This window comes from Phyllobacterium sp. SL163, from assembly GCF_049896885.1.
In the GTDB taxonomy this organism is placed as follows: Bacteria; Pseudomonadota; Alphaproteobacteria; order Rhizobiales; family Rhizobiaceae; genus Phyllobacterium; species Phyllobacterium calauticae.
The window spans coordinates 109846-128277 of record NZ_JAFCVE010000008.1 but is presented as its reverse complement, the minus strand read 5'-3'; the positions used below and the strand labels follow the sequence as shown (position 1 = coordinate 128277).

At 58.8% G+C, this 18432-nt stretch carries 13 protein-coding genes and 1 pseudogene; 12 read left to right on the top strand and 2 right to left on the bottom strand.

Annotated features, from left to right (window positions below; all coding sequences use genetic code 11):
- Positions 1–4: 4 nt before the first annotated feature.
- A complete protein-coding gene (locus ACP7B1_RS18505; RefSeq protein ID WP_426137175.1) occupies positions 5–1129 on the top strand; it encodes a DUF2333 family protein in 1125 nt (374 codons plus the stop codon).
- A gap of 398 nt (positions 1130–1527) precedes the next feature.
- Positions 1528–1614 (top strand): annotated as a pseudogene (locus ACP7B1_RS18500) (DUF2333 family protein); the annotation flags it as partial.
- A 341-nt stretch (positions 1615–1955) separates the two neighbouring features.
- On the opposite strand, the gene ACP7B1_RS18495 reads toward ACP7B1_RS18500, so the two are convergent.
- Entirely contained in the window at positions 1956–2417 is a 462-nt protein-coding gene (locus ACP7B1_RS18495; RefSeq protein WP_105731999.1) for an Lrp/AsnC ligand binding domain-containing protein, read from the bottom strand.
- A 110-nt stretch (positions 2418–2527) separates the two neighbouring features.
- Between ACP7B1_RS18495 and putA the strand changes: the two genes are divergently transcribed.
- From putA to ACP7B1_RS18450, 9 genes are all read left to right on the top strand, one after another.
- Complete coding sequence (gene putA / locus ACP7B1_RS18490; protein WP_426137174.1) at positions 2528–5620, top strand: bifunctional proline dehydrogenase/L-glutamate gamma-semialdehyde dehydrogenase PutA; 3093 nt, start codon at positions 2528–2530, stop codon at positions 5618–5620.
- A 143-nt stretch (positions 5621–5763) separates the two neighbouring features.
- A complete protein-coding gene (locus tag ACP7B1_RS18485; protein ID WP_346307475.1) occupies positions 5764–7443 on the top strand; it encodes a formate--tetrahydrofolate ligase in 1680 nt (559 codons plus the stop codon).
- 236 nt (positions 7444–7679) lie between these two features.
- On the top strand, positions 7680–9863 hold the full coding sequence (locus ACP7B1_RS18480) for an anthranilate synthase (RefSeq protein WP_346307474.1): 2184 nt from the start codon (positions 7680–7682) through the stop codon (positions 9861–9863).
- A complete protein-coding gene (locus ACP7B1_RS18475) occupies positions 9863–10771 on the top strand; it encodes a cation diffusion facilitator family transporter (RefSeq protein ID WP_346307473.1) in 909 nt (302 codons plus the stop codon). The genes ACP7B1_RS18480 and ACP7B1_RS18475 overlap by 1 nt, the downstream gene beginning before the upstream one ends.
- A gap of 214 nt (positions 10772–10985) precedes the next feature.
- Complete coding sequence (locus ACP7B1_RS18470) at positions 10986–12164, top strand: ATP-binding protein (protein WP_346307472.1); 1179 nt, start codon at positions 10986–10988, stop codon at positions 12162–12164.
- Positions 12165–12468: 304 nt separating this feature from the next.
- Complete coding sequence (locus ACP7B1_RS18465) at positions 12469–13413, top strand: alpha/beta hydrolase (RefSeq protein WP_346307471.1); 945 nt, start codon at positions 12469–12471, stop codon at positions 13411–13413.
- A gap of 304 nt (positions 13414–13717) precedes the next feature.
- Positions 13718–15418 (top strand): 2-isopropylmalate synthase, encoded by a 1701-nt coding sequence (leuA, locus tag ACP7B1_RS18460; protein WP_346307470.1) that lies wholly within the window; start codon positions 13718–13720, stop codon positions 15416–15418.
- A gap of 56 nt (positions 15419–15474) precedes the next feature.
- Positions 15475–16239, top strand: coding sequence for an alpha/beta fold hydrolase (locus ACP7B1_RS18455; RefSeq protein WP_346307469.1), 765 nt, complete (start codon positions 15475–15477; stop codon positions 16237–16239).
- A gap of 76 nt (positions 16240–16315) precedes the next feature.
- Complete coding sequence (locus ACP7B1_RS18450; protein ID WP_346307468.1) at positions 16316–16948, top strand: hypothetical protein; 633 nt, start codon at positions 16316–16318, stop codon at positions 16946–16948.
- Positions 16949–16951: 3 nt separating this feature from the next.
- On the opposite strand, the gene ACP7B1_RS18445 is transcribed toward ACP7B1_RS18450, so the two are convergent.
- A complete protein-coding gene (locus ACP7B1_RS18445; protein ID WP_346307467.1) occupies positions 16952–17875 on the bottom strand; it encodes a metallophosphoesterase in 924 nt (307 codons plus the stop codon).
- Between the two features lie 85 nt (positions 17876–17960).
- Here ACP7B1_RS18445 and ACP7B1_RS18440 point away from each other — a divergent pair, with 85 nt between their 5' ends.
- Complete coding sequence (locus ACP7B1_RS18440) at positions 17961–18431, top strand: NUDIX domain-containing protein (RefSeq protein WP_403183917.1); 471 nt, start codon at positions 17961–17963, stop codon at positions 18429–18431.
- Position 18432 lies beyond the last annotated feature (1 nt).

Below are 18432 nucleotides of genomic sequence, written 5' to 3'. Positions count from 1 at the left end.
CACAATGCTCGATCCCGTCATCAACTTCTTCAGCCGGATTTTCTATCTGATCGGACGTGGCATCGGCTATGCGGTCGGTATCATCCTGTGGCCGTTCCTGTGGGCAGGGCGCTGGTACACCCAGCGCGGCTGGATCCTGAAGACGGTCGTGGGTGCGATACTCATTCTCTGGGTCGGGCTTTACGGCTATTTCTTCTGGGTCACGCAGGTCTGGACGAATTTCAATCCGGATTACGTCGCCGTCTATAATTTCGACAAGCGTGATGTTGCCGCTGGGGAACCGGTTGCTGCGCAAGCCGTCGGAACGGCGCCCAAGAGCTGCGCCCGTTCGGCCATTGTGGAAGTCACGGCTGACCTCACCGATTTCAATGTGAACCAGAATGCCTGGATTTCCTCCATGCTGCTGTTCAAGCTCGGCTTCTTCGGCATGTCATGGGACGATACGCCTTTCCTCGACAACAAGGCGGCGTTCCAGCGCGGCATCAACTCCGCCGTGCGCCGGACGGCCGTCGAGCTTGTCGACACGCTTGGCCGTATCCGTGGCACATCGCAGATCGACAATGATCTGCAGAAGGCCCGCGGCAATCTGCAGTTCACCGAAGATGCATGGTATTTTGGCCTGAACCCGTTTGGCCCCAAGACCCCGACCCCGAGCTATTACCGTTCGGCGGTCAAAGACCTCAGGACGTTCAATTCGAAGCTGGAAGCCTGCAATGCCGTATTCGATGCACGTGCCGACAATCTCATGCAGTTCATCGACCGTATTGCCAATGATATCGGCTCCACCTCCGCCATCCTGAAGGATCGCTCGGAGAAGAACAATTATGGCTGGTTCGATACCCGTGCGGATGACCGGTTCTGGTTCGCCTATGGCCAGCTCTACGCCTATTACGGCCTGATGAATGCGGCAAAGGTCGACTTCAAGCAGGTCGTGCAGCAGAAGAACCTGGCCCCCCTATGGGATGGCATGGACGGACAACTCCGTTCGGCGCTCAACATAACGCCATGGATCATCGCCAATGGCAGCGAGGGCGGTTGGTTGTTGCCCAACCATCTGACAACCATGGGTTTCTATATCCTGCGCGTGCGTTCCAACCTGATCGATATCAAGCAGGTGCTGCAGCAATAAGTGGACTTGGGCGGGTAAAATGCTATATTTAGTCTTGGAGTGAGGGCGAGCTTTCGCCCACCCTCTTTCCTGGTTATCTGAATTGGATCCGGATGGTCACCTGCCAGTGAGTCCGGATCCTTTTCATTTCCAGGGTGATGCTGAAGGGTTTAAACCACATCGTATCACCTCCAAGTTTGAGGGCATGGCTGATGCCGCAGCCGGAGCAGCCCATCTCCTCCGATACACCGCTGGCCCGGTGCTGTTGCTTTTGCCCTCAACCCGTCCATTGATGATGAAATGCGACCGGTTCGGCAACGAACGGGGAGTTGTGTCGCGATAGGTATCCGGTTGCAGGTCGATCAAACCGGCAGGTATGGAGTTTCCTTGACTTTTTTGGCAACGGGGGCGGTTGGTTGTTGCCCAACCATCTGACAACCATGGGTTTTTATATTCTGCGCGTGCGTTCCAACCTGATCGATATCAAGCAGGTGCTGCAGCAATAAGTGGACTTGGGCGGGTAAAATGCTATATTTAGTCTTGGAGTGAGGGCGAGCTTTCGCCCACCCTCTTTCCTGGTTATCTGAATTGGATCCGGAGGATCACTTGCCAGCGATTCCGGATCCTTTTCATTTCCAGGGTGATGCTGAAGGGTTTAAACCACATCGTATCACCTCCAAGTTTGAAAGCATGGCTGATGCCGCAGCCGGAGCAGCCCATCTCCTCCGATACACCGCTGGCCCGGTGCTGTTGCTTTTGCCCTCAACCCGTCCATTGATGATGAAATGCGACCGGTTCGGCAACGAACGGGGAGTTGTGTCGCGATAGGTATCCGGTTGCAGGTCGATCAAACCGGCAGGTGGGTGGTTTCCTTGACTTCCTCCATGACGGCATAGGTGTGCGTCTCGCGCACGCCCGGCAGCGACAGCAGGGCATCGGAGAGAAAGCGGCGGTAGTGCTCCATGTCCGCGACGCGCGCCTTGATCAGGTAGTCGAAACCACCGGCGACCATGTGGCATTCCATCACATCGGGGTTGCGCCGTGTCGCAGCCGCAAAGGTGGCAAAAACATCCGGGGTGGTGCGGTCCAGCTTGATTTCCACGAAGACCAGCATTGCGCGGTCGAGCTTTTTCGGCGACAGTCTGGCGGTATAACCAAGGATATAGCCGTCTCTTGTCAGGCGCTTGACCCGTTCCGTGGTCGCCGTTTGCGACAGGCTGATACGCTCGGATAACTCGGTGTTGGAGAGCCGCCCGTCCTTCTGCAGCTCGCGCAAGATGCGCCGGTCAAGGCTGTCCAGGTTTTTCATCTCTAAAATACCCCATATTTTTAGTTTTTTGCGCTGCTTTATGAGCGTTCATTGGTGAGAAGAACCAAGTGGAATAGATTATATGGGAAAAATCAATAAGGGGAAGCCTGATGACCAGACCATTGCCGTCTTCAAACGATTTTACTGCGCCATATGCTGTCGATGATCAGCAACTGGTCGCATCTTTGCTGAAAACCATCGTCCTGCCGGAAGACGTCAACCGCCGTATCGATGCACGTGCCAGCAAATACATCGCCACGATTCGCAAGGAAGCGAGTGGTATCGGCGGTGTGGAGGATTTCCTGCGCGAATATGGCTTGTCCACCCGTGAAGGGCTGGCGCTGATGGTTCTCGCCGAAGCCCTGCTGCGCGTGCCGGATGCGGCCACGCAGGACAAGCTGATCGAGGACAAGCTGAAGCAGGGCAAGTGGTCGGAGCACGAGCCGAGCGGCGATACGTGGTTTGTATCTGCATCAGCCTGGGCGCTCGGCCTTTCCGCCAAGGTGATCAAGCCGGGCGAGACGCCGGAAGGGGTGATTTCCTCGCTGGTCAAGCGTATCGGCCTTCCCACGGTCCGCACCGCCACCAAGCAGGCCATGCGTTATCTCGGCCACCATTTCGTTCTCGGCGAAACCATCAAGGATGCGCTGAAGCGCGCTGCTTCCAACGAAGCCAAGGGTTATCGCCATTCCTTCGATATGCTGGGTGAGGGCGCCCGGACGCGCAAGGACGCGCGCGGCTATTTCAAATCCTATTCCGATGCCATCGACGCGATCGGCCGGGCCACGGGCAACAAGAAGCTGCCGGATCGCATGGGCATTTCCGTCAAGCTCTCCGCCCTGCATCCGCGTTATCTCGCCACACATCATGATCAGGTCATGGCCGAACTGGTGCCGGACCTTTTGGCATTGGCGCAGAAGGCCAAATCCTACGATCTTAATTTCACGGTCGATGCCGAAGAAGCCGACCGGCTTGAGCTGTCGTTGGATGTGATCGACCGCGTCTTTGCCGATCCGTCGCTGGATGGATGGGACGGATTCGGACTGGCCATTCAGGCCTATCAGAAGCGTGCGCTTGAGGTGATCGACCACATCGACCGGCTGGCGGCGCGCCACAACCGTAAGATGATGGTGCGGCTGGTCAAGGGGGCCTATTGGGATACGGAAGTGAAGCGGACGCAGGAGCGCGGTCTGCCCGATTACCCGGTGTTCACCCGCAAGCCTGCAACCGATGCGTCCTACATGGCCTGCGCCAAGCGTATGCTTGACGCCCGGCCCCGCATATTCCCGCAATTTGCCACCCACAATGCGCTGACGGTCGCCATGATCCTGGAAATGGCCGGCGACGACAAGACAGGTTTTGAGTTCCAGCGGCTGCATGGCATGGGTGAAAGCCTCTACAAGCAGATCACGGAAAAGGACGAGAAAATCGCCTGCCGCATCTATGCGCCTGTTGGCGGCTATCGCGATCTCCTGGCCTATCTGGTTCGCCGCCTCCTTGAAAACGGCGCCAACTCGTCTTTCGTGTCGGTGGTCGGTGACAGCAATGTGCCGATAGCGGACCTGCTGGTGCGCCCGGCGGAAAAGCTCAATGACGGCAAAGGCTATCGTCACCCGCATATCCCGCTGCCCGCCAAAATCTATGGCAAGCGCACCAATTCGGCCGGCGTGGAACTGGGTGACCGCAAGGAACTGGCCGCCCTTTTGGGCGGGATCGCCAAGGCATCCCGCACGGTCAACGCTGTTCCGCTGATCGACGGCGTGAAAGCTGCGGGCAAGGCCCAGAATGTGATTTCGCCGGTCAACGGTGCAACCGTCGGAACGGTTGTGTTTGCGACGGCGGACGAAGCGGCAAAGGCCGTCGGCATTGCCAAACGGGCTTTCGTCTCGTGGTCGCGTGTTCCGGTGGAAACCCGCGCCAAGGCCCTGGAAAAGGCGGGTGACCTTCTGGAGAACAATCGTGATCTGCTGATGGACCTTCTCTCCCGTGAAGCGGGCAAGACGCTCGATGACGGCATTGCCGAAATTCGCGAGGCAGTGGATTTCTGCCGCTACTACGCTGCCGAGGCGCGCCGTCAGTTTGCAACCGACAAGGCCATGCCCGGCCCGACAGGCGAAGACAACAAGCTGCGTCATCGCGGTCGCGGTGCCTTCGTCTGCATCAGCCCGTGGAATTTCCCGCTGGCGATTTTCCTGGGTCAGGTCACGGCGGCCCTTGCTGCGGGGAACACCGTGGTGGCGAAGCCGGCGGAACAGACGCCGCTGATCGCCTATGAAGCCATCCGGCTTCTCCACGAAGCGGGTGTGCCGAAAGATGCCGTGCTTTATGTCCCGGGTGACGGCTCGGTGGGTGCGGCGTTGACATCCCATGCGGATATTGCCGGCGTGGCCTTCACCGGCTCGACCGATACGGCCTGGGCCATCAACCGTACGCTGGCGGCGAAGAAAGGCCCGATTGTTCCGCTGATCGCCGAAACCGGCGGCCTCAACGGGATGATCGTCGATGCCACTGCCTTGTCGGAACAGGTTGCCGACGATGTTGTCATGTCGGCGTTCCGTTCGGCAGGCCAGCGCTGTTCTGCGTTGCGAATTCTCTACCTGCAGGAGGATATTGCCGACAACATGCTCGAGATGATCGAAGGCGCGGCACGTGAGTTGACGCTTGGCGATCCCTCGCTGGCCTCCACCGATATCGGCCCGATCATCGATCAGACGCAACGCGACATGCTCGCAGCCCACATTGCCGCGATGCGCAAGAGCCAGAAGGTTCGCTATGCCGGCACTGCACCGGACGAAGGCCTGTTCTTTGCGCCGCATATTGTTGAACTCAATCATGCGGAAGCATTGGAGAAGGAGGTGTTCGGGCCGGTTCTGCACGTGGTGCGCTGGAAAGCCAAGGATCTGGACAAGGTACTCGACCAGATCGCCTCGACCGGTTACGGCCTGACCTTCGGTCTGCACACGCGCATTGAGGCGACAGTCGCCAAAGTCATCGACCGGCTCGACATCGGCAATGTCTATGTCAACCGCAACACGATCGGCGCGGTTGTCGGGACACAGCCCTTCGGCGGTTCGGGTCTTTCCGGCACAGGTCCCAAGGCGGGCGGTCCGTCGTACCTGACGCGGTTTGCGCTGGAACAGGTGGTCTCGGTCAACACGGCTGCAGCCGGGGGCAATGCCAGCCTCATCGCCATGGGCGAATAAGCGGGAAAACGGCTGAAATCAGATGCGCGATTGGGGATAGTGGGGCACTCACTATCCCCAATTCGCTTCTACGATGCTATTTGGCGTATTCAGAATGGTAACCGATAAATAGGGCGCAACCCTAAAATGGGGAGGATATGCCGATGGCTGTCGTGAAGTCCGATATTGAGATCGCCCGCGCTGCAACCAAGAAACCGGTTTTCGAGATAGGTGCAAAGATTGGCATTGCGCCGGAACACCTCGTTCCCTACGGGCACGACAAGGCAAAACTCTCGGCGGAATTCATCCGCTCGAAGCGCGGTGCTCCGGATGGCAAGCTGATCCTCGTGACGGCGGTCAGCCCGACACCGGCGGGTGAAGGCAAGACGACGACGACCGTCGGTCTCGGCGATGGTCTCAACCGCATCGGCAAGAGCGCGATTGTCTGCATCCGCGAGGCGTCGCTCGGGCCCTGTTTCGGCGTGAAAGGCGGCGCCGCCGGCGGCGGCTATGCGCAGGTCATCCCGATGGAAGACATCAACCTGCATTTCACCGGCGATTTTCACGCCATCACTGCGGCGCACAATCTGCTGGCAGCCCTGATCGACAATCACGTCTATTGGGGCAATGAACTCAATCTCGATACGCGCCGCGTGACCTGGCGGCGGGTCATGGACATGAACGACCGCGCGCTGCGCGATATCGCGTCTTCCCTGGGCGGCGTGGCCAACGGCTTTCCGCGTGAATCGGGTTTTGACATCACCGTGGCTTCGGAAGTCATGGCCATTCTCTGCCTTGCAACCGATCTCGAAGATCTTGAGCGGCGGCTGGGCGATATTATTATCGGCTATCGTTTCGACAAGACCGCCGTCTATGCCCGGGACCTCAAGGCCGACAAGGCGATGGCCGTCCTCCTGAAGGATGCCATGCAGCCCAATCTGGTGCAGACGCTGGAAAACAATCCGGCCTTTGTGCATGGCGGCCCCTTCGCCAATATTGCCCACGGCTGCAACTCTGTCGTTGCCACGACGACTGCGCTCAAGCTTGCGGATTACGTGGTGACAGAAGCCGGTTTCGGTGCCGATCTCGGCGCAGAGAAATTCTTCAACATCAAATGCCGCAAGGCCGGATTGAAACCGGCCGCTGCCGTCATCGTTGCCACGGTCCGCGCCATGAAGATGCATGGCGGCGTTGCCAGGGACGATCTCGGTCTTGAGAATGTTGCTGCGGTAAAGGCGGGCTGTGCCAATCTTGGCCGCCACATGGAAAATGTGCGGCAGTTCGGTGTGCCTGTTGTCGTGGCGATCAATCATTTCAGCGCCGATACCGATGCCGAGATCGAAACCGTGAAGAACTTCGTTGCGGCCCATGGCGCGCAAGCCATCCTGTGCAAACACTGGGCGCTGGGATCGGCCGGGATCGAAGAGCTGGCGCACAAGGTGGTGTCTCTCGCCGAGAGCGGTTCAGCCCAGTTCTCGCCGCTCTATGAGGATGAGCTCTCTCTGTTCGACAAGATCGAGACGGTGGTCAAGCGCATCTATCGCGGTGCGGAGGCGGATGCCGATGCCAGCGTGCGGGAGCAGTTGCGGCAATGGGAGGCCGCCGGGTACGGCCATCTTCCCGTCTGCATGGCCAAGACACAATATTCGTTCTCGACGGATTCGCACCTGCGCGGCGCACCGGTCAATCATGTGGTCCATGTGCGGGAGGTGCGCCTTTCGGCTGGCGCCGGCTTCGTCGTCGCGATCTGCGGTGAGATCATGACCATGCCGGGTCTGCCGAAATCGCCTTCGGCGGAACGCATTCATCTCAACGGGCAGGGTTTGATCGAAGGGCTGTTCTGAGCGATTTTCAGGCCGGTGATTTTTGCTGTTGCAAGCGCCGCCGCGTAACGCTAACAATCACCGCCATGAACACGCGCGTTATTATGTCAAATGGCTGGTGGTGGGCTCGCTGATCGCGGCCACGCAGCCTTTTGCACGCACGTAAAGGGATCAGGGCCGCAACGGGTTTTCCGGGCGGCCTTTTTGTTTGACCGCCAGAAGCCCGCAAAGCCAAATGCAACGGAGTGGAAATGATGATGCATAGAATTGAGGGCGACGTGGAAATATTCGACACGGCAGGCGGTGTTACCATCTCCCGGTCACGCATTGCGACTGCCTATGCCAGCGCCATCGACAGCTATGTCGACGGGCTGGATGAACGGCGCGGGGCAGTTTTCTCGTCCAACTATGAATATCCCGGCCGTTACACGCGGTGGGATACGGCCATTATCGATCCTCCGGTTGTCATCACCTCCAATGGCCGGCATATGACGATCGAGGCGCTGAACAAGCGCGGTGAAATCCTGTTGCGCCCGATCCACAGGGCGGTTTCTGCCCTTGCCGAAGTGTCGGTTTCCGCCGCAGGCGCAACGAAGCTTGACCTTGAAATCGCCCTGCCGAGCCGTCCGTTCACCGAAGAAGAGCGCTCGCGCATCCCTTCGGTTTTCACGGTGTTGCGCGGCATCGTCGCCCTGTTCTTCAGCGAGGAGGATGCCAATCTCGGCCTGTATGGCGCGTTCGGCTATGATCTCGCGTTCCAGTTCGATCCGATCCAGTACAAGTTGAAGCGGCCGGATGACCAGCGCGACATCGTGCTCTATCTCCCGGACGAAATTCTGGTCGTCGATCACCACGCCGCCAAGGCATGGCTTGACCGGTATGAATACGCGTTCGAGGGTGCTTCCACGGAAGGCCTGTCGCGGGAAACCGAAGCCAGGGCATTCAAGCCGACGAGCATGATCCCGGGTCGCGGCGACCACAATCCCGGCGATTATGCGGAACTCGTCAAGAAAGCCAAGGAAAGCTTCAAGCGCGGTGATCTCTTCGAAGTGGTGCCGGGCCAGACATTCTACGAGCGCTGCGAGACCAAGCCTTCGGTGATTTCGCGCCGTCTGAAAGCCATCAACCCGTCGCCCTATTCCTTCTACATCAATCTGGGCGACAACGAATATCTCGTCGGCGCTTCGCCCGAGATGTTCGTGCGCGTGGTTGGCCGCCGTATCGAGACCTGCCCGATTTCAGGAACGATCAAGCGCGGCGAGGATGCGATTGCCGATGCCGAGCAGATCATCAAGCTGCTCAATTCCAAGAAGGACGAGTCCGAACTCACCATGTGCTCGGACGTGGACCGCAATGACAAAAGCCGGGTGTGCGAGCCGGGTTCCGTGCGCGTCATCGGCCGCCGCCAGATCGAAATGTATTCCCGGCTCATTCACACCGTAGACCATATCGAGGGCCGTCTGCGCGAGGATATGGACGCCTTTGACGGCTTCCTGTCGCATGCATGGGCCGTAACGGTGACGGGTGCGCCAAAGCTCTGGGCCATGCGCTTCATCGAAGAGAACGAACGCAGCCCGCGCGCCTGGTACGGCGGTGCCATCGGCATGGTCAATTTCAATGGCGACATGAACACCGGCCTGACCCTGCGCACCATCCGCATCAAGGACGGCATCGCACAGGTACGGGCGGGCGCGACGCTGCTGTTCGATTCCATTCCTGAAGAGGAAGAGGCGGAAACCGAACTCAAGGCTTCCGCGATGATTGCGGCGGTGCGCGAGGCGCACAAGAGCAATATCCCCGTGGAAGAACGCGCCGTTGCGCGGGTCGGCGAGGGGCTGTCGATTCTGCTTGTCGACCACGAGGATTCGTTCGTCCATACGCTCGCCAATTATTTCCGGCAGACGGGCGCCACCGTGACCACCGTTCGCACGCCGGTGCCCGATGAAATCTTCGACCGTTTGAAGCCTGATCTGGTGGTGCTTTCGCCGGGGCCGGGCACGCCGGAGGATTTCGACTGCAAGGCGACCATCAAGAACGCGCGCAAGCGCGACCTGCCGATCTTCGGTGTCTGCCTCGGCTTGCAGGCGCTGGCGGAAGCCTATGGCGGCACGCTGCGGCAGTTGCACGTTCCGATGCATGGAAAACCGTCACGTATCCGGATTACAAAGCAGGGCAGGATTTTTTCGGGGCTGCCGAAGGAGGTCACAGTTGGCCGTTATCACTCGATCTTTGCCGATCCGGTGCGGCTGCCGGATGAGTTCATCGTGACGGCGGAGACCGAAGACGGGGTCATCATGGCCTTCGAACACAAGAGCGAACCGATTGCGGCGGTGCAATTCCATCCGGAATCGATTATGACCCTCGGGCATAATGCGGGCATGCGCATGATTGAAAACATCGTGGCGCATCTGCCGCGCAAGGCCAAGGAGCGAGCTGCCTGATGGAAGGTGAAAACGTCGTCCAGCGACTGGCATTCTGGTCGATTTTCGTCGGCATGGGCGTGCTGGCACTGAAATATGCCGCCTATCACGTCACCGGTTCCGTTGCGCTCTACTCCGACGCATTGGAATCGATCGTGAATGTCGTGGCGGCGCTTGCCGCCTGGTGGGCGATCCGTGTCAGCCACAAGCCCGCCGACCAGAATCACCCGTTCGGGCACCACAAGGCCGAGTATTTTTCGGCGGTGCTCGAGGGAGTGCTGATCGTCGTGGCGGCGCTCTTGATCCTGCGGGAAGTCTGGTCCGCCTGGGAGATGCCCAAGGTCATGGAGGAACCATGGCTGGGTCTGGCGATCAATGGCGGTGCCTCGCTTGTGAACGCCCTGTGGGCCACGCTGCTGATCAGCCGTGGTCGCCGGCACAAATCGCCGGCTTTGCTGGCGGACGGCAAGCACATCATGACCGATGTGGTGACCTCCATCGGTGTGTTCATCGGTCTCGTCGGTGCCGTGATCACCGGCTGGACGTTCCTCGATCCGCTGCTTGCGATGATCGTTGCGCTCAACATCCTCTGGCAAGGCTGGAGTGTGATCGGGTCGTCCGTGCAGGGCCTGATGGATGTGGGTGTTCCCACCGAGGAAACCATGCGCATCCGCGACGTCATCTCGGCCAATGCCGACGGTGCGCTTGAGGTGCATGACCTGAAGACGCGCATTGCCGGGCGGGTAACGTTCATCGAGTTTCATCTGGTCGTTCATGCCAGCATGAGCGTCGGCGACGCCCATGTCATCTGCGACCGGATGGAAAATGCGCTGATGCAGCAGATTCCCGATTCGAGTGTCGTCATTCACGTCGAACCGGAAGAAGAGGCCAAACTGCCGATCGGCACGGCTGCCGTTCCCTTCGCCTGAGCGATCCAACCTTGTGGGCGATGCGGGCAAGGCTCTTGGTTGGGACGGTAATCTGGTGTTTTAAATCCCCTTTTGCGTCACTTTGATTCCCGTTTTGTGTCTTGTAGAATCCCGTTTTGTGTCTTAGGGTCAATTTGCAAGTCGTTCACGCAGTTGGAAAATGTATCCGAGATTTTCTGCACAGGATATAAGGTCTGCTCTGACGGACAGTCGGGTGGTGCTGATTGCAGGACCGCGTCAGGCGGGAAAATCGACCTTGGCAAAGTCTGTGTCAGACTCGTCGAGGAGCTATTTTACGCTCGACGATGCAACGATATTGAATGCTGCCAAAGCTGATCCCAAAGGTTTCATAAGAGGCCTGGATCGCGTGACGATTGACGAGATTCAACGAGCGCCTGGTTTATTGCTCGCTATCAAGGAAAGTGTTGATGAAGATCCGCGCCCGGGACGCTTCTTGCTGACCGGTTCGGCCAACATCATGACGCTGCCAACAGTCGCCGATTCCCTGGCGGGACGGATGGAAGTGATTACGTTGATGCCGTTGGCGCGGGGCGAAATAAGCGGGCAGAAGCCAACCTTCCTTGAACTGGCTTTTCAAGGCCAGGTGGCGCCAGTCAAGGGAATATCTGTTTCAGGCCCGGAATTAATCGAGATTGTCCTGGCGGGCGGTTATCCCGAAGCAATTGCACGCTCCACGCCAGAGCGACGCACCAAATGGTATCTCGATTATATAAACGCGATCATTCAGCGGGACGTGCGCGACATCGCTGATATCACCCGTATTGGTGACATGCCGCGGCTGATACGTCTCTTTGCAAACTATTCGGCAAAACTCATCAATTTCAGTGAAATCGGCGTCGCTCTGGCGATGGATCGCAAGACCGTCCAACGCTATCTCGATATTTTCACGGCCTTGTATATCACTCACTCAGTGGAACCATGGCATAACAATCAGATATCGCGGCTGACCAAGTCACCAAAACTTCACTTTCTTGATAGCGGGCTCCTTGCTTCCGTACTCGGCGTTACAATGGATGGAATCAGGTCAGACCGGAATGTGTTTGGCCACTTGCTGGAAAGCTTTGTTTTTGGCGAGCTTCTTAAACAGGTCGGATGGATGCAGGCGCGAGGAATATCCATTCATCATTTCAGAACGACAACCAGGATCCAGGAAGAGGTTGATTTTGTTCTTGAAGGCAATCGGGGCGGGATAGTGGGTATTGAAGTCAAAGCATCGGCTACCGTGCTATCTGAGGATTTTCGTGGAATGCGTAAGCTTTCAGAGGTAACCAAGGGCCGGTTCATCGCGGGCATACTCATCTATGATGGCGATAAGATCGTTCCATTCGGTTCCGACATGTTTGCCGTGCCGGTCTCGCATCTCTGGAACTGATGGATATGGTTTGGAGAACTACAAAAACCGGTGCACGGCAGCAACATTTGTCACGCAATGTTTCGAGCTGTCATGATTTTGTTACAATTATATTGACATAGCAGAGCCGCTGAATGACACCATCATCAAGCAAAGCAATTTCTCCATCAATGATGCAGCGCCGGGGGCGTCAGTCAGGGGACACAGGATTTGGCGGCAAGCATCCATTCTCCAGGGAATCGAGCGCCGAAAACGCAGGCAGCGCCGGGCGGACAACCGCGGCTGTTTACAAAATTAGTTAACCTTTAACTGTCAGGATTAACTTATGGGTAAACCGACCCTCTACGCACTTCTCACCGGACTTTCATTGATGGCTGCGGCCTATCCCGCCAGCGCACGGATCATCATCGACTGTGAGAAGCCGGCGGCAGCGAAGGTACCGGCCCCGGCGAACCCGGTTGATCCGCTTGCGGTTACCGGTAAAACTAGCACGGCCGCCTGTGGGCAGAAGCTGCAGGCCGTGGTGCCCGCGCCAGAGAAGGCGCAGCCCATCAATATCGTTGCAACAGGCGGTGCAGGCATGTTGAAAAAAGCAGTGAAGGGCGAGATTCTTCCACAGGGCGAGAGCGCGCTGCGGGACGACCTTGCGTTCAAATACCGGCTCTACCGGCCAGATGAGCCCAATGGCGATGCGATGGTTCTCCTGCACGGTTCGGGCCAGGACGAAACCAGCCTTGTTTCCCTCGCCACCAAGATCGCGCCGCATGCGCTTCTGCTCGCCGTTCGCGGCCGGATCATGCAGGATGGCACCAGCCGGTGGTACCGCCGTCTGACGGCGGTCAGCTTCGACCAGAAGGACATTCATGTCGAGGCCAAGGCCTTCGCCGGTTTCCTGAAACAGGCGACGGAGAAGTACAAGATCGATCTCAACCGCACGACGTTCCTCGGCTATTCGAACGGCGCCAACCTGGTTGGCGCGGTGATGATGCTCTATCCGGATATGGTCAAGCAGGCGGTGCTGCTGCGCTCCATGCCGGTGCTGACGGAAAATACCGATGCCAATCTCGCGGGTGCGCGGGTTCTGACGGTTTCCGGCGTTGCCGACCAGACCTATGCGCCGTTCGCACCGGCGCTTGCGACCCTGCTGCGCGCGCACGGGGCAACGGTCGAGGCGAAGTCGATCAAATCCGATCATGGCCTCGGCAATGACGACGTGCGGGTTGTCAGCGAGTGGCTTTCGGGAACGAGCGCCGAGTTGAAGAAGAACTGAGTTCCCTGCGAACACCTCTTGCATCCGGCCGGACAGTCGTTTAATTGTCTGGCCCATGGAAACGCGCCAGACACATTTGTCGTCTTTTGCCAAATCCGCTTTTGCGGGTTTGACCAGCCGCGCCCATCTCCTTCCGCTTCTTCTCGACCTTATCGGCGATCGCCGGGCTCGTTGAGAGGAGCGTCCGGCGGTCGAAAGTGCCGCCAGGCTTTTTGCTCCTTACCCCTTTACAAGACCATTCCAACGCTTGAAAAAGTGCCGCACGAGCGCCAGAGATGCGCAGACGGCCGGAAACGAGAAGCAAATGACCGATATGACCGCTCCCCGCACCATGGGCATGCCCGATGCCCGCAAGAAATATGAACCGTATCCGCTGGTTGATCTGAAGGACCGGCAATGGCCGTCCAAGCGCATCGAAAAAGCGCCGATCTGGTGTTCCGTCGATTTGCGCGATGGCAACCAGGCATTGATCGACCCGATGGGCCACGACCGCAAGGTGCGGATGTTCGCCCTGTTGCTCGACATGGGTTTCAAAGAAATCGAGATCGGCTTTCCCTCGGCGTCGCAGACGGATTTCGACTTTGCCCGCTGGTGTGTCGAGGAAGGCAATATTTCCGACGATGTATCCCTGCAGGTCCTGGTGCAGTGCCGTCCCGAATTGATCACCCGTACCTTTGAATCCCTGCAGGGCGCAACCAAGCCGATCATCCATTTCTACAACTCGACCAGCGAATTGCAGCGCCGGGTTGTGTTCAACAAGGATGTCGGCGGCATCAAAACCATTGCCACCGATGCGGCCAAGATGATCACCGACATGGCGGCAAAGGCCGGCGGCGGTTTCCGCTTCGAATATTCGCCGGAAAGCTTTACCGGAACGGAACTCGACGTGGCGCTGGAGATCTGCAATGCGGTCACGGAAATCGTCAAGCCGACCCCTGACAACAAGCTGATCATCAATCTGCCGTCGACGGTCGAGATGTCGACGCCGAATGTCTATGCGGACCGTATCGAGTGGATGTGCCGCCAGCTCGACAACCGTGAAAACCTGATCATTTCGTTGCATCCGCACAATGATCGCGGAACGGGTATCGCCACGACGGAACTCGGTCTGATGGCCGGTGCCGACCGCGTGGAAGGCACCTTGTTCGGCAATGGCGAGCGGACGGGTAATGTCGACATCGTGACTTTGGCGCTCAACATGTTCACGCAGGGCGTCGATCCGGAAATCGACTGCTCCGATATCAACCGGATGAAGGAAGTCTACGAATATTCCAATCAGCTGGTGATTCCGGAACGTCATCCCTATGTGGGCGAGCTGGTCTATACGGCCTTCTCCGGTTCGCATCAGGACGCGATCAACAAGGGCATGAAGGCGATCAAGCAGGCCAACAAGACCCTGTGGGAAGTGCCTTACCTGCCCATCGATCCGCAAGACGTCGGCCGCAGCTACGAGGCGATCATCCGCATCAACTCCCAGTCGGGCAAGGGCGGACTCGCCTATATCCTGCAGGCTGACTATGGCATCAATCTGCCGCGTGGCATGCAGGTTGAGTTCCGCGATGACATCCAGCAGATCACTGACGAGGAAGGCAAAGAGATGCCATCCAAGCAGATTTATCAGCGGTTCCTCGAGCTTTATGTCGATCAGCCGGATGCCCGGTTGAAATTCGTCGATCACCACACCTATCCCGATACGGAGCACAAGGGCATGCGCATCCTCTCGGCGGAGATTACCGACCGCGGCGAGACAAAGCGGATCGAGGGCAGGGGAACAGGTCCGGTCGACGGCTTCATCGATGCCCTGTCGCACTATCTCGGTTTCAGGCTCTCGGTCGTCAACTATTCGGAGCACTCGCTCCAGCATGGTTCCGATGCTGCGGCTATCAGCTACATGGAAATCGAGCATCCGAACGGCAAGATTTTCGGTGCAGGCATCAACAAGAGCATTGTTGCCGCCTCGCTTGAGGGCATTGTCTCGGCGGCCAACCGCATCATCGGCAAATAAGCCGGACATCTGCAAAAGGCCGCTGCGAAGCGGCCTTTTTCTATTGGGAGCGTTTCATGCATCAGTTGCACGCAATCGAGATGGGTGAGGGGAATGGAACACCCGTCGTCTTCCTGCATGGGTTTGGCGGAACCGCCGCCGTCTGGCATGCCGTGCAAATGGCGATTTCCGCTGATCATCCGACCCTTGCATTCGATCTGCCCGGCCATGGTGCATCGCTGGATTACCCCGATGCGGTGACCGCCCGCCATTTTGCGCAGGCGGTTGTTGAGGACATCAACAGGCGCGATATTCCAAGGGTTCATCTGGTCGGCCACTCCATGGGCGGCGCAACCGCCGCGCTGGTTGCCGCCTTTGCCGCTGAAAAAGTGGCCTCGCTGACTTTGCTGGCTCCGGGCGGCTTCGGTCCCGATATCAATGGGCGGTTGCTTCGGCATTATGCGGCGGCGCGAATATACGACGCGCTTCAGGCGGCGTTGGAGGGCATGTTCGGCTGGCGCAATCCTGTTCCTGAAGAGATGATCCGGCGCGACGTGGACCTGCGCCGCAAGCCGGGACAGATCGAACGGCTCGATGCCATTCTCGCGCGCATGATGAAAGACGGTTTGCAGGGGACTATTCCCAGAGATTTCCTGCAGGCTTTCACCATGCCGGTCACCGTTGCATGGGGGCGGCTGGACAATGTCTTGCCGGTGTATCAATCGGAAGGGCTGCCGCCGCGTTTTTCGATACATCGTTTTGACGGGGCCGGACATATGCTGATCGAGGAGATTCCGGGCGAGGTCATCAGTCTCATTTCGACAACTGTGCGCACAGGCTGAATTCGGACAAGTTTGTGATGCAACGACGGACGCATATTGTTAATGATGCCTTAACCCCACCTTGCCGGAAACGCCTATGAGTGAGATGCACGACAAGATCAGCCCGATGGATGCCAGGCGCAGGCTGGGCGATGCCATTCGCGGTGCGCAGGTGGCAGCGGCCGACCGCGGCGATGTCGTTATCGACATGAAGGAAGCCGATCTCGCCCGGATCGAAATCCTGGCGCAGGATCTGAAGCCGGTTTTCGATGAAGTTCCTGCCGATGACGAGCAGTGGGATTTTGCCATTTCCACCGGCTTGCAGCCGCGCCTGTGGATCGATGCCACCGCGCATGTGATGATGGGCCGGGACAGGCGCACCTATCGCTTTGTCAGGGATACAAGGCTTGGGCGGAGCGTTCTGGCGGAGTCGCCCGAAGTGAAGCCGATCTCCGACGCGGTCACCACCTACATTGCCGAGCGGATCGTCGAACGGCAGCGCATGATGGAGGGCGAACGGGTCAGCCTGCGCTCCACGGCTGTTGCTGCGCCATCCGGTCCGGCCGAGCCCGCCCCGCAATCGGCGGCGGCACCGGCGGTCCAGTTTCGGCAGCACCGCTCGATGGCGAATGATTTCGTCAATGCGGTCATCTGGCTGCTGATCGGTGCTTTCGCGGGTGCGGGTGCACTGCTCGCCTTTTTCTGGGACCGGCTTTCACCCTATTTCTAACGCTCAGGCGGGCGCGGAAACAGCGCCGACATGAAGTTCGTGCTCGGCTATCGTCTCGACGGTCATGGCGGCATCCACGATGCCGCGCTCCGTCATGCGGCATGACCAGCCGGAAGCGGTCTTCGCGATGGCAAAGATGTTGAAACGGGCCGCTGGCTTGTGGCCGCCGAAGCTCTGGCTGGCGGAAGGCACGCAAACAACGGGTATCTTCCAGCCGGGGCCGTCGATTGCGTAGCGTGTCGCCAGATGCGTATGGCCATGCAGGACAAGTTCCGCCCCGTGCCGCCGCACGGTCCGCTGGAACAGGCCGATGCCGAGCAGCCGCTTGTGCGACGGCGCTGCACCGCGCACCGGCGGGTGATGGATCATGATCACCCGGAACAGGCCGCGCTTGGCGGTTTCATCGAGAATTTCGCCGAGGCGGCGTGCCTGCCGGTCGCGCAGATCGCCGGTTGCCATGAACGGTGCGGTGGCGCGGGCCGATGACACCCCGATCAGGGCGACATCGCCGCGAACCCGCAGGTAAGGGAACTCAACCGGACGCTGTTCGGCTGCCTCGCGGTCGCCCAGCATCCATGGTGCCCAGTAACGCCGGGTTTTTTTCAAAGCGCCGGGCACATAGGCGTCGTGATTGCCGGGGACAACGGACACGTCATGCGGATTGCCCAGGGTTTTGAGCCAGCGTTCGGCGGTCTCCAGTTCCTCATCCAGCGCCAGGTTGACGAGATCACCCGTCACCGCCAGATGGTCCGGCGCCTGCGCCTTCAGATCGGCAACCAGGGTATCGAGCGTGCCTTCCGTCATCGAGCCCTTGCGGTTGGACCGCCAGTTGATATAGCCGGTGATGCGTTTCGACACGAGCTCACGCAGGCTCAGCGCGGGCAGGGGCGACAGGTGAATGTCGGAGATATGTGCAAGACGGAACATTATTTCAGCTTTAAGAGAGTGTAGCGTAGGAATCCAGTGTTAGAACCTTTGTATCGTTACTGGGTTCCCATTTAGGACCGGTGAAATGGCTGACAAAAGCGTGAAATGGCGGCATCGCCTGTTTCACACCTATTTTCTCCTGCGGCGCCCGATGACGTTGGGCGCGCGTGGCGTGATCCTCGACGAAGCGGCGCGGTCGGTCTTTCTCATCAGGCATACCTATGTGCCCGGCTGGCAGTTTCCCGGCGGCGGCGTGGAAACCGGCCATACGATCGAGCACACGCTGGCGAAAGAGTTGATGGAAGAAGGCAATATCGAACTGACGGCCAGGCCGCAGCTTTTTGCCATCTATCACAATGCGCATGCCTCAAAGCGCGACCACGTCGCGCTCTATGTCTGCCGTTCGTTCCGGCAGACCGCACCGCGCCTGCCGGACCGCGAAATCGCCGAGACCGGATTTTTCCGGCTCGATGCCCTGCCGGAAGGCACCACCGCCGCAACGCGGCGGCGGCTTGCCGAAATTCTCGACGGCGCCGAGATATCGCTCACCTGGTGAG